Source organism: Nocardioides humilatus (assembly GCF_008373755.1).
Taxonomy (GTDB): domain Bacteria; phylum Actinomycetota; class Actinomycetes; order Propionibacteriales; family Nocardioidaceae; genus Nocardioides; species Nocardioides humilatus.
Genome location: NZ_VUJV01000001.1, coordinates 810,193 through 822,918, shown reverse-complemented (window position 1 = coordinate 822,918; position 12,726 = coordinate 810,193). Strand labels below are relative to the sequence as shown.

9 protein-coding genes and 1 pseudogene are annotated in these 12,726 nt (G+C 69.3%); 5 read left to right on the top strand and 5 right to left on the bottom strand.

Annotated features, from left to right (window positions below; genetic code table 11):
• The first annotated feature begins 13 nt into the window (after positions 1–13).
• Both F0U44_RS03810 and F0U44_RS03805 read left to right on the top strand, forming a co-directional pair.
• The gene (locus F0U44_RS03810) at positions 14–787 is read left to right on the top strand and encodes an enoyl-CoA hydratase-related protein (protein WP_149726889.1); all 774 of its coding nucleotides are present in this window, start codon (positions 14–16) and stop codon (positions 785–787) included.
• 84 nt (positions 788–871) lie between these two features.
• Positions 872–3,811: a choice-of-anchor D domain-containing protein gene (locus F0U44_RS03805; RefSeq protein WP_188113306.1), complete on the top strand. Its 2,940-nt coding sequence runs from the start codon at positions 872–874 to the stop codon at positions 3,809–3,811.
• On the opposite strand, the gene typA is transcribed toward F0U44_RS03805, so the two are convergent.
• Positions 3,808–5,703 (bottom strand): translational GTPase TypA, encoded by a 1,896-nt coding sequence (gene typA, locus F0U44_RS03800; protein WP_149727536.1) that lies wholly within the window; start codon positions 5,701–5,703, stop codon positions 3,808–3,810. The genes F0U44_RS03805 and typA overlap by 4 nt on opposite strands.
• Before the next feature lie 87 nt (positions 5,704–5,790).
• On the opposite strand from typA, the gene F0U44_RS03795 reads away from it, so the two are divergent.
• Positions 5,791–6,480, top strand: coding sequence for an aspartate/glutamate racemase family protein (locus tag F0U44_RS03795; RefSeq protein ID WP_149726887.1), 690 nt, complete (start codon positions 5,791–5,793; stop codon positions 6,478–6,480).
• A 55-nt stretch (positions 6,481–6,535) separates the two neighbouring features.
• Here the strand turns inward: F0U44_RS03795 and F0U44_RS03790 are convergent.
• Positions 6,536–7,270 (bottom strand): annotated as a pseudogene (locus F0U44_RS03790) (SDR family NAD(P)-dependent oxidoreductase); the annotation flags it as partial.
• A gap of 109 nt (positions 7,271–7,379) precedes the next feature.
• Here F0U44_RS03790 and mshA point away from each other — a divergent pair.
• Positions 7,380–8,639 (top strand): D-inositol-3-phosphate glycosyltransferase, encoded by a 1,260-nt coding sequence (gene mshA, locus F0U44_RS03785; protein WP_149726885.1) that lies wholly within the window; start codon positions 7,380–7,382, stop codon positions 8,637–8,639.
• Positions 8,640–8,643: 4 nt separating this feature from the next.
• Positions 8,644–9,159: a type III secretion system chaperone family protein gene (locus F0U44_RS03780; protein ID WP_246160284.1), complete on the top strand. Its 516-nt coding sequence runs from the start codon at positions 8,644–8,646 to the stop codon at positions 9,157–9,159.
• A gap of 24 nt (positions 9,160–9,183) precedes the next feature.
• Here F0U44_RS03780 and F0U44_RS03775 read toward each other — a convergent pair whose 3' ends face one another.
• From F0U44_RS03775 to F0U44_RS03765, 3 genes are all read right to left on the bottom strand, one after another.
• Positions 9,184–10,263, bottom strand: coding sequence for a trypsin-like serine peptidase (locus F0U44_RS03775; RefSeq protein WP_188113305.1), 1,080 nt, complete (start codon positions 10,261–10,263; stop codon positions 9,184–9,186).
• 205 nt (positions 10,264–10,468) lie between these two features.
• On the bottom strand, positions 10,469–11,545 hold the full coding sequence (locus F0U44_RS03770; RefSeq protein ID WP_149726883.1) for a trypsin-like serine peptidase: 1,077 nt from the start codon (positions 11,543–11,545) through the stop codon (positions 10,469–10,471).
• Positions 11,546–11,700: 155 nt separating this feature from the next.
• Positions 11,701–12,669, bottom strand: a complete 969-nt coding sequence (locus F0U44_RS03765) for a DMT family transporter (RefSeq protein WP_246160283.1) — start codon at positions 12,667–12,669, stop codon at positions 11,701–11,703.
• Between the last annotated feature and the right edge of the window lie 57 nt (positions 12,670–12,726).

The window sequence follows — 12,726 nt, the reverse complement described above, 5'->3', positions numbered from 1 at the left end:
AGCGTTCCCGGTCGTGACCGACCTGCTGATCGAGCGCCGCGACGGCGTCCTGGACATCACGTTCAACCGCCCCGAGCGCCGCAACGCCTTCACGAAGGCGATGTACGGCGAGATGCGGCAGCTCTGGATCGACACGGCGGCTGACGCGTCGGTCCGCGTGGTGGTGCTGCGCGGTGCGGGTGGCAAAGCCTTCGCGGCCGGCAACGAGATCTCCGACTTCGTGGGCAACGAGGACGTCGTCCAGTACGAGGACTGGATCCGCGAGATGCTCGACGGCCTGTTCCGGCTCCCGCAGGTGACGATCGCCGCGGTCGACGGCGTCTGCGTCGGCGGCGGGCTCGCCGTCGCGACCAACTGCGACATCCGGGTAGCCACCGCCGGGTCGCGCTTCGGCTATCCGATCGCCCGGACGCTCGGCAACGCACTCTCCTCGCCGGTGCTCTACCGGTGCGCCGCCGTCTTCGGGGAGTCGCTCACGCGAGAGATGCTGCTCGCCTCGCGGCTGGTCGATGCCGATCGGGCGTACGCCGTCGGGGCCGTCCTCGCCTCGGTCGCCGATCGTGCGGCCCTCGACGCCGAGGTCGCCGCACTGGTCGACGGCATCCTCCAGGCCTCGCCGGTCACCCTGCGCGTGACCAAGGAGCAGCTCGGCGCGCGGGCTCGGGTGACCGAGGCGGCGCCGCCGGACGAGGAGGAGCTGCTGCACGAGGTCTATGGCGGTCCTGACTTCGCCGAGGGCGTGCGCGCGTTCCTGGCCAAGGAGAAGCCGACCTTCGGAAGGGCCTAGCCTCCGGCGTCGTCGCAAGTTGACCGCAAGGAGTCAATGAGACCTTGGGGGATGACCATGTGGCGCAGAAGGATCGGCTCAGCTGTGGGTGCGGTGATCGTGCTCGCCCTGCTGGCCGCACCTGGTGAGGCGGCCGGAACGGCCGCGTCGTTCAACCCGGACCCGCTCGACTTCGGCAACGTGCAGAGCGGTTCGGCGCTCGGCTACGTCACCGCGACCAACGAGTCGTCGAGCGCGCGCACCTTCCGCGACACCGTGATCAACCTCGGCGCGGGGTTCACCACGGACAACAACCTCGCCGCGACGACGGGCCGCGACCAAGCCTGCTACTTCAACGGTCCGAGCGACGTCGTACAGGTGCAGGTCGCACCGGGCGGCACCTGCCGGCTCTACTACCGGTTCACGCCGGGCTCGGACGGATCGTTCTCGGCGCAGCCGCTGATCCAGGTCCAGGACCCGTTGAGCTCGGCCAGTGAGGTCGACCCGATCGTGCTGCGCGCGTCGTCGTACACGCCGGACCCGGCGACGAGGGGGGCCTTCACCCTGTCGCCGGCCTCGCTCGCCTTCGGCACCGTGCCCGTCGGACAGACCAAGTCACTGTCGACGACGCTGACGAACACCAGCGACGGCAACGTCCAGGTGCACACCGCCTACCCGGCGGGCTCGCAGTACCGGACCGATCCCACCAGCACGTGCACCCAGACCGGGGGACCGGCGGTCGTCTTGGTCCCCGACGCCACCTGCACGATCGTCGTGACCTTCACCCCGGTCCTCGACGGTGCCTCCAACATCTCCACCAGCATCTCGCTGACGCCGGCTAGCGGCGCACCGGGAACCACGGTTCCGTACGAGTCGAACACCCGGCTCGTCAGCAAGTCGCTGCCGCTGCGGGGCACTGGGGTGGGGGCGAAGTTCTCGCTGTCGCCCCGGTCGCTGTCCTTCGGCACCGTGTCGACCTACGGCTACAAGTCGCTCCCCCTCACGGTGAAGAACACCTCGACCGGCCCTCTGGAGTTCGGTGCGAGCTTCGGCTCGGTCGCTTCGTTCCAGGTGATCCTTCCGGAGACGCAGAGCCCGACCAACTGCCTGTGGGGCGAGACCGTCGGGTCGGGCTTTCCCGGTGACCCCCAGGTGGTCGAGCCCCGGTCGCAGGTGATCGCGTCCGGAGCGACCTGTGTCATCAGCGTCCTGTTCCACCCCTTCGCTGCCGGGGAGCTGTCGGCGACGATCCCGATCCGGTCGTACGGCGCGTCGGGAGCGGTCGGCGGCTGGCAGGACACGTCGGGCTCGACGGTGACCGGCGGGGCGAGCGTGAAGGCGACGGGAACGGCGGCGGAACCGACGTTCACGCTCTCCAAGTCCTCGCTCGCCTTCGGCGACGTGACGGTGACGGACGTGAAGCGTCTCGAGGTCACCATGAAGAACACCTCGACGATCCCGCTGCAGTTCGGTTCGGACGTCGCGTCGGACTACACCTTCCGCCCGGTCCCGTCCGACGCCGCGAACAGCTGCATGTCCGAGGAGCTCGTCCCGCCGCAGGACTGGGACGACCCGCCCTTCGGCACCCTGGTGCGCCAGTACCGTTCCGTGCCCGCGGGCGGGTCGTGCGTGCTGACCTTCGGGTTCTTCACCTACGAGCTCGGTACGGCGTCGTTCTCGCTCCCCGTGCAGGTCTACCGAGCTCCCGGAGCCGGCGGCTTCATGGACTCGGGCGCGCCCCTGGCCACCCGGCAGATCCCTGCGACCGGCACCGGTGTCGCGCCGACCTTGCAGTTCTCGCCGAGCACGTTGGCCTTCGGCAAGCGGACCGTGAGCAGCGCGAAGTCCGTCGTCGTCACCATCAAGAACACCTCGCCGGTGCCGCTGCAGCTCGGGTCCAGCCAGCCGACCGATGGCGGTACTTACCGAGCGGTGCTGCCGACCGGCGACACGGGGTCCAACTGCATGCGCGGGACCTACGTGCCGGACCCCAACCCGTTCCTGCCGCCCCACCTGGTCTACGAATACCGGATCGTGGGGGCCAGCCAGTCGTGCTCGATGAGCTTCGTCTACTACCCGAGCGCCCTCGGTGAGACCTCGGCCCAGATCCCGATCACCTACTACCGCTCCTACCAACCTTCCTCGACGTTCTCCGATGCCGGGTTCTCGCTCGGCTCGACCTCAATCAAGGCGACCGGCACGGCGGTGGCGCCGACCTTCTCCTTCTCGCCATCGAAGGTCGCGTTCGGTGACGTGACGGTGGGAGGCACGCGGACCGTTGAGGTCACCGTCAAGAACACCTCCGACGCCTACCTGGCCTTCGACACGACCTACTCGACGCAGGGCTCGCCCTACCGGTTCGTCATGCCGCAGGACGGGCCTCAAGGCGCGAGCTGCGTCTACGAGACCTACCAGCCCCCGCAGTTCCCCGGTGACCCCGGCCTGACGGAGACGCATTACCGCACGGTGGCGCCGGACGCCACGTGCGTGCTCACCTTCGCCCTCAGCCCGACCGCGACCGGTGCCGCGCCGGATGCCACCTTCCCGGTGCAGGTCTACGAGGCCTACAACCTCCCTGGCAGCTACTCGACGAGCGTGGGTCAGCAGCGGGCGTCGGGCGCCCTCAAGGCCACCGGGTCAGGAGTGGCGTCGACCTTCACCCTCACGCCGGCGACGCTGGCCTACCGCACCGTGTCGATCGGATCGTCCAAGACGCTCACGACGGTCATCAAGAACACCTCGAAGTCGCCGGCGGCCTACGACATCGCCATCACGAACAGCGCCTACCGGGTGGCGTTCGCGACCGACCACGATCCGGCCGACTGCATCTCGCGGACCGGCAGCCAGACGACCTACGTGACGGTCGCGGCAGGTGCCAGCTGTGACCTGCGGATCGAATTCCTGCCGAGCACGCTCGGGTCTGCCAACGCGTCCTTCACGGTCAACGCCTACGCGCCCTACGCGCTGCCAGGGTTCTACAGCGAGAACCACGGCCCTGACGTGATCGGCTCGAAGGTGCTCAAACTGACCGCGAAGGGGCGTTAGCGGGTGCCCTTGCGAGCGCGCGAAGCCATCTTCGCGCGCTCGTTCTGGTCGAGGACGACCTTGCGGATGCGCACGGTCTCCGGCGTGATCTCGACGCACTCGTCCTCGCGGCAGAACTCCAGGCACTGCTCGAGGGAGAGCCGCTTCGGCGGGATGAGCTTCTCGAAGTTGTCGGAGGTGGCAGACCGGATGTTGGTCTGCTGCTTCTCCTTGGTGATGTTGACGTCCATGTCGTCGGCGCGGGAGTTCTCGCCGACGATCATGCCTTCGTAGACCTCGGTGCTCGGGTCGACGAACATGATGCCGCGCTCCTGCAGCGAGGTCATGGCGTACGCCGTCGCGGCCCCCGAGCGGTCGGCGACGAGCGAGCCGGAGGCGCGCGAGCGGATCTCGCCGGCCCAGGGGTGGTAGCCCTCGGAGATGTGGTGGGCGATGCCGGTGCCGCGCGTCTCGGTGAGGAAGTCGGTGCGGAAGCCGATCAGGCCGCGGGCGGGGACCACGAAGTCCATCCGCACCCAGCCGGTGCCGTGGTTGGTCATGCCCTCCATGCGGCCCTTGCGGTTGGCGAGGAGCTCGGTGATGGTGCCGAGGAACTCCTCGGGGGCGTCGATCGTGAGGCGCTCGAAGGGCTCGTGCAGCTTGCCGTCGACCTCCTTGGTGACGACCTGCGGCTTGCCGACGGTCAGCTCGTAGCCCTCGCGGCGCATCTGCTCGACGAGGATCGCCAGCGCCAGCTCGCCGCGGCCCTGGACCTCCCAGGCGTCGGGACGCTCCGTGGGGAGCACGCGGAGCGACACGTTGCCGACCAGTTCGGCGTCGAGGCGGTCCTTCACCAGGCGAGCGGTCACCTTGTGGCCCTTGCCGCCCTTGCCCACGAGGGGGCTGGTGTTGGTGCCGATGGTCATCGAGATCGCCGGCTCGTCGACGTGGATGAGCGGCAGCGCGACCGGGTTGTCCGGGTCGGCCAGCGTCTCGCCGATCGTGATCTCGGGGATGCCGGCGACGGCGACGATGTCACCGGGGCCAGCCGTGTCGCCGGGCTTGCGCTCGAGGCCCTCGGTGATGAGGAGCTCGGTGATCTTGACGGTCTTGACGTCCCCGTTGCGCCGCATCCACGCGACCTGCTGGCCCTTCTTCAGGTTGCCCTGCTTGATGCGCAGCAGGGCAAGACGGCCGAGGAAGGGGGAGGCGTCGAGGTTGGTGACGTGGGCCTGGAGCGGGGCGCCGTCGTCGTAGACCGGGGCGGGAATGTTCTCCAGGATCGTCCGGAAGAGCGGCTCGAGGTCGGTGCCCTCGGGAAGGGTGCCGTTCTCGGGCTTGGTGAGCGAGGCGATGCCGGCCTTGCCGGAGGCGAACACCACGGGGAAGTCGAGTGCGTCCTGGCTGTGGTTCTCGTCGAGGAGGTCCATGAACAGCTCGTAGGTCTCGTCGACGACCTCGTCGATGCGGGCGTCGCCACGGTCGGTCTTGTTGACGACCAGGATGACGGGCATGTCGGCGTTGAGCGCCTTGCGGAGCACGAACCGGGTCTGGGGGAGCGGGCCCTCCGACGCGTCGACCAGCAGGACGATGCCGTCGACCATGGAGAGACCGCGCTCGACCTCGCCGCCGAAGTCGGCGTGACCGGGGGTGTCGATGATGTTGATCGTCATGTCACCGTTGGCGAGCTCCTGCGCGGAGGGGCCCTTGTAGTGCACCGCGGTGTTCTTCGCGAGGATCGTGATGCCCTTCTCGCGCTCGAGGTCACCGGAGTCCATGACGCGCTCGGCGACGCCCTCTGCCTGGTGCGCACTGAACGCCCCGGCCTGGTGGAGCATTGCGTCGACCAGCGTCGTCTTGCCGTGGTCGACGTGCGCGACGATGGCCACGTTGCGGAGGTCGGTTCGCTTCATCTCAGACACGAGGGGTCAGCCTATCCGCGCGGGCGCGCTGACCCAGCATTGTCGGGGCATCGACGGGGACCGTGAGAGACTGCGCGAATGCAGACGATCGGCCTCGTCGGGGGCATGAGCTGGGAGAGCAGCGCCGCCTACTACGAACTGCTCAATCGTGGTGTCGAGCAGCGGCTCGGGGGACTCCACTCCGCCAAGACGGTGATGGCCTCGGTCGAGTTCGCCCAGATCACCGCCCTCCAGGAGGCCGAGGACTGGGACGGCGTCGCCGAGATCCTCGCTGACGCCGCGCGGTCGGTCGAGCGCGCCGGCGCGGAGTTCCTCATGCTCTGCACCACGACCTTCCACCGGGTCGCCGAGCAGGTGGAGGCGGCGATCGACATCCCGCTCGTCCACCTCGCCGACGTCGTGGCCGAGGCCGCGAAGGCGCAGGGCGTCGAGGTGATCGCTCTGATCGGCACCCGCTTCGCGATGAGCCGCGTCTTCTTCACCGAGCGGATCGCGCGCCACGGTCTCGAGGTCGTCGTGCCCGAGGAGTCGCACCACGACGAGATCAACCGGATCATCTACGAGGAGCTCGTCCACGGGAAGGTCGTCGACGACTCCCGGAAATACGTCGTCGGGCTCATCGACGAGCTCTGGGACGCCGGTGCCGGAGGCGTGATCCTCGGTTGCTCGGAGCTCGAGCTGCTCGTGAAGCAGGCCGACTCCAACCTGCCGGTCTTCCCCTGCACCAGCCTCCACGTCAGCGCCGCACTCGATCGCGCGCTCGCCTGAGGGTTTCGAGGCTCGTCGCTAGCGCTCCTCGCACCTCAACCACCGGAGAGGTGACCCGGTGCACCTTGTGCTGGGCGGCCTGAGCGCGGGGGCGGAGCACCAGCTCGTCGATGTTGACGTGCGGCGGGCGGGTGGCGACCCACGTGATCGCGTCGGCGACGTCGTCGGCGGTCAGCGGCTCGGCGACGCCCGCGTAGACCGCATCGGCCCGCGCCTGGTCGCCGCCGAAGCGCACCAGCGCGAACTCGTCGGTCCGGACCATCCCGGGGGCGACCTCGCACACCCGGACCGGTTGGTCGAACAGCTCGAGCCGCAGCGTCTCGGTGACCACCTTGGTGCCGTGCTTGGCGGCGGTGTAGCCCCCTCCGCCCTCGTAGGCCACCCGTCCTGCGGTCGAGCCGACGTTGACGATGACGCCCGCGCCACTGGCAAGGAGGGCGGGCAGCAGAGCCCGGGTCACCTGCATCAGCCCGATGACGTTGACGTCGTACATCCGACGCCACTCGTCGGCGTCGGCCTCGGCTACCGGCGAGGCACCGAAGGCGCCCCCGGCGTTGTTGACGAGAACGTCAAGTCGCCCACCGATCACGTCGGCGAGGGCAGCGACGTCGTCGGCGTTGGTCACGTCGCAGACCACCGGTGTCCCACCGATCTCGGCGGCAAGTGCGTCGATCCGGTCAGCGCGCCGAGCGGCGCAGACGACCTGGAAGCCCTCTGCCGCGAGTCGGCGGGCCGTGGCCGCCCCGATCCCGCTCGACGCTCCGGTGACGACAGCCTGGCGCACGCTCATGGGAGAAGTTTGTCAGCCTCGGGAATGCACAGTGATCGGCGCTGGTTGTAGCGCTTCGGACCAGTCCCTGACCCGCTGAGACCCGCTGAAACGTCGACCGGAGGCACGCATGAGCAAGATCCGCCGCCTGGCGATGATCAGCCTGCACACCTCGCCGCTCGACCAGCCCGGCACCGGTGACGCAGGCGGCATGAACGTCTACGTCGTCGAGGTCGCCCGTCGGCTCGCCGAGCGCGACATCGAGGTCGACATCTTCACCCGCGCGACCTCCAGCCAGCTCGACCCGGTCATGACGCTGTGCGCCGGCGTCGAGGTGCGCAACGTGCACGCCGGGCCTTTCGAAGGACTGACGAAGAACGAGCTGCCGGGTCAGATGTGCGTCTTCGCGCGCGAGGTGCTGCGGGCCGAGGCAGCCCAGCCGCTGGGCCACTACGACGTCGTCCACTCCCACTACTGGCTGTCGGGGCAGGTCGGCGCGCTCGCGAGCGACAGGTGGGGCGTGCCGCTGGTGCACTCGATGCACACCATGGCCAAGGTCAAGAACGCTGCGCTCGCCGACGGGGACACCCCCGAGCCTGCTGCCCGCGTCATCGGTGAGGAGCAGGTCGTCGAGGCCTCCGACCTGCTGGTCGCCAACACCGAGCTCGAGGCGCGCCAGCTGATCGACCTCTACGGCGCCGACCCCGACCGGGTCGAGATCGTCCACCCGGGAGTCGACTGCACGGTGTTCCGGCCACAGGACCAGGCCGCCGCCCGCGCGGCGCGCGGCATCCCGGCCGACGCCCTGGTGCTGCTCTTCGCCGGTCGGATCCAGCCGCTCAAGGCGCCCGACGTGCTGCTGCACGCCACGGCCGAGCTGCTCCAGCTGCGCCCGGAGCTGCGTCGCCGGCTCGTCGTACCGATCGTCGGTGGCCCCTCGGGCAGCGGGCTCGAACGACCGACCGCGCTGGCCAACCTGGCCGACGACCTGGGCATCAGCGACGTCGTGCGCTTCGTGCCCCCGGTCCCTCAGCACGAGCTGGCGGGGTGGTACTCCGCGGCCTCGCTGGTCGCCGTACCTTCCTACAACGAGTCGTTCGGCCTGGTCGCCGTCGAGGCGCAGGCCTCCGGTGTTCCGGTGGTCGCAGCGGCTGTCGGCGGCCTCACCACGGTCGTGCGCCACGGCAGCAGCGGCCTCCTGGTCGACACCCACGACCCGCTCGACTGGGCCAAGGCGATCGAACCGGCGCTCGTCGACGAGGCCTACCGCGACCGGCTCGCAGCGGGTGCGGTCAAGCAGGCCCAGCGCTTCGCGTGGGACGCGACGGCCGAGCAGACGCTCGAGGCCTACCACCGCGCGGTCCGGATGCGGGAAGCGATGGCAGGCTAGGCCCGTGCCCGACGCCGTGCCCCCTGCTGTGACTGATCCCGCTGCCGTCGTACGTCAGCATCTCGGCGACAACGAGATCGACTACGAGGAGCCCGAGGAAGGCGTCTTCACCTTCGCGCTCCCCGGGGAGCGCAAGCAGCAGACGCCGGTCCGGCTCGACATCGGCCCGCACGCCCTCGGCGTCCACGCGTTCGTGTGTCGGCGGCCCGACGAGCAGCACGAACGGGTCTACAAGTGGCTGCTCGAGCGCAACATGCGGATGTACGCCGTCGCGTTCGCCCTCGACCAGCTCGGCGACATCTACCTCGACGCCCGCCTGGCGCTTTCGTCGGTCACCCCCGACGACCTGGACCGGTTGCTCGGTTCGGTCCTGACCTACGCTGACGAGTCGTTCAACTCGATCCTCGAGCTCGGCTTCGAGTCCTCGATCCGCAAGGAGTGGGAGTGGCGGGTCTCGCGGGGCGAGTCGACCCGCAACCTCGAGGCGTTCCGCGGGTGGCTGGAGGCCCCCGACCGCTAGGCCGGGAGCCTCCAGCGCGCTCGTTCAGCAGTTGCCGACGGCCACCGCGCACCGGGCGCTGAAGATGTCCTGCCACCTCGAGTCGAGGTTCGAGGCGCCGAGGACCAGTGCCGAACCGCCATCGAGGTAGCCGTAGGACGTCACGGCCACGACCGCGTTCCGGGTGGCGTAGCCGCCGCTCGGGGCTGCGCTGAGGGGATTGCCGAAGTTCTCCACCCAGGGGCCGCCGCTCGATCCGCCGGTCATGTCCGAGCCGTACTCGTAGGCGTTGGACCCGGAGCTGCCCGGGGGGATCCGGTGGTCGCTCGTGTCGACGCGCTGCATGATGTTGCAGGAGTCGAAGTTGCACGGGTAGCCGAGCATCGTCACAGCGGTGTCGGCCAGGTGGTTGGTGACGGCCACGAACTTGCCGGCCTTCTTGAAGAGCTGGAGCGGCCCGCTGCCGAAGTCCTGATCGGCGAAGACCATCGCCGCGAAGTCCGTGTCGTTGGGCAGGGCGCCGTCGGTGGTGAGCCAGTTGGACGGGACCTGGGCGCTCGACCAGGCCCACGTGCCCAACGGCCGCTGCGTGGCCAACGTCGGCTTGGAGCCGTCGTAGCCGGGGATGAAGACCCAGTTGGTGAAGAAGCCGTGGCCGCTGTTGACGCAGTGGGCCGCGGTGATCACGATCCGCTTGGCGATGATGCTGCCGGAGCACTGGAAGTCACCGACGCCGGGCTGGGTGAAGAAGATCTTGCCGACCGAGCGGTACGGGGCGGCGACGTTGGCGGTCTGGGGCGTGATCCGGGACCGGGTGAAGTCGAGGTTGGCGGCGCCGTACGACATGTCGACCGCGTCGGTGCGAACCAACGAGATCTCCTTGGCGCGCTGCAACTTCGCCGTGGTCCAGTAGGCCTTGGTTGCGTCGGGGTTGCTGTTGGTGACGACCGTGGGGCCCGTCGGGCCAGCGAGCGGGACGGATTGCCGGTGGGTCGGTTTCGCCCCGGCGCCACTGGTCACGTTGGCGCTGAGCTGGGAGAAGCCGACGATCGCGCCGAGCGTGAGCACGGCGGCTGCGAGAGGTAGGAGCTTCTGGCGGAGACTGCTCGGTTGCTGGTCAGACATGCTGTTGTCCCCCTGGATCCCGGCGGGATCGCCGGCTGGATGGACGCACCTGAAGCGAGTGCGTGGCTGGGAGGGTGCCCGGTCTTTTCGATCGTCTCTCCGGCGGGGCCTGCGGGCCATCCGTCATTGGGATGAAATCGCGGGAATCACGCGCGACGGGGCCGTGGCCAGGTGGCCACGACCCCGCCGAATGGTTGCGCTCAGGTCAGCAGTTGCCTGCCGCCGCCGCGCACCGGTTGTTGTAGACGGTCGTCCAGCGCGAGTCGAGCTGGGACGCGCCCTCGATGAGGGAAGCGCCACCGTCGGTGTAGATGTAGGACGTCACGCCGACCACCGCGTTGCGGGTGGTCCAGCTGCCCTGGGGAGCGGCGCCGGTGCCGAAGTTCTCCAGCCAGGGGCCGCCCGACGAGCCGCCGGTCATGTCCGAGCCGTACTCGTAGGCGTTGCCGCCCGTGTAGCCCGGCGGGACCCGGTGGTCGCTGGAGTCGACGCGCTGCATGATGTTGCAGGAGTCGAAGTTGCAGGGGTAGCCGAGCATCGTCACGTGGGTGTCGAAGAGGTGACCCGTGGCGACGGGGTACTTGCCGGCCTTCTGGTAGAGCTTCAGCAGCGGGCCGCCGCTGAAGGACTGGTCGCCGAACACGATCGCACCGAAGTCCGTGGCGTTGGGCAGCGAGCCGTTGGTGGTCAGCCAGTTGGTCGGGATCTCGGCGCTGGCCCAGGTCCAGGTGCCCAGCGGGCGCTGGGTGGCGAGGGTGGGCTTGGAGCCGTCGTAGGCCGGGATGAAGACCCAGTTGGTGTAGAAGCCGTGGCCGCTGTTGATGCAGTGGGCTGCGGTGATGACGACGCGAGCGCCGACCACGGCGCCGGAGCACTGGAAGTCGCCGACGCCCGGCTGGGTGAAGAAGATCTTGCCGGTGGTCCGGTAGGGCGCGCTGATGTTGGCGCTCTGCGGGGTGATGCGCGACCGGGTGAAGTCGAGCGCCGCCGTCCCGTAGGAGGAACCCTGAGCGTCGGTACGGGTCGGGATCAGTTCCTCGGCCGCCTTCGTCTTCGCCTTGGTCCAGTAGGCGGTGGTCGCATCGGCGTTCTTGTTGACGGCGACGGTGCTACCGGTTGGAGCGGCGGCTGCCGGGAGCGCGGCCGAGGACGCGGTCGGCTTGGCCGAGGCGCCGTTGTTGGTGGCGAGCTGGGCGCCGCCGACCATCGCGCCGAGCGTCAGGGCGACGGTAGCCAGCGGGATCAGCCGCCGACGGAAGGTGTGGGACTTCTGGGCATGCATCGGTAAACCCCCTTCAGGGTCGTGAGAGGCGATCGGCTGGGGGGCGATCGCTGCCGAGGTGTTGTTCGGGGTGGGAACCCCGACTACAAGGTTCGGCCCTCGACGACGGCGGCACATTCGCCACCGGGATGAAAGAAATCAGCCAGGAGGATGAATCAAGGAGGGGTGCCGGGACCGACGGCAGCAGGGGGCGCCAGATCGTCCTCGGAACCCTCTTCGGCGGGTATCGCGGCTGCCGCCTTGCTGCGCCGCGTGATGGCGACTCCGACCAGCGCCAGCACCCCACCGACGTAGGCGATCGGGGGTGGCGCCTCTCCGAGGAAGACCAGTGCCATCACGATTGTGAGCGGCGGCACCAGGTAGGTCGTGACGCCGAGCGAGGAGGCAGTCATGTGCCGCAGGGCGTAGGCATAGGTCGTGAAGGCGATCGCCGTGGGGAACACGCCGAGGTAGACCACCCAGGCCAGCGAGGACGTGGGAGCGTCGGTCGCCTCGGACACGAGCGCCGGCGCGAACGGCAGGCAGGTGGCCGCACCGATGACGCACGCGAGCCAGGTCACGTGGACGGCGGAGAGCTCGGCGACGAGTGGCTTCTGCAGGATCAGGCTCACCGAGTAGGTGATGGCCGAGACCAGGCAGAGCAGCGCGCCGAGCAGCACCTTGTCGGGGTCGACTCCGGAGTCCCCGGAGTCCCCGGAGCCCGACAGGCCGATGAGGGCAACGCCGGCGAACGCCACCAGCAGGCCGACGACCAGCGGTGCGGTGAACCGCTCGCCGAGGAACATCGCCGCGAGTCCGGCGACCAGGACCGGTGACACCTGGAGCAGCATCGCGGCGGTGCCGGCGTCGACCCAGAGCTCACCTTGGTTGAGCGCGAGGTGGTAGATCGAGAACCACAGCACGCCGATCACGATCAGCGAGATCCACTGACGCCCCGTCGGCCGCGGCAGCCCCGAGCGCAAGGCGAAGAAGCCCAGGGCCACGGCTCCCGTGCCCTGGCGCGCGAGCGTCAGCGGCCCCGCGGAGAAGTCGTGTCCGAGGTGCCGGATCGCGACGAACGCCGACGCCCAGAGAACCAGCGTGGTCGCGACCGCGAGCAGGGGCAGGCCGGGGCGGTTCGTCACGTGACGACGCTACGGGTCGCCACCGACACGCGTCGCGCGGTTTTCGGACAGGTCAGC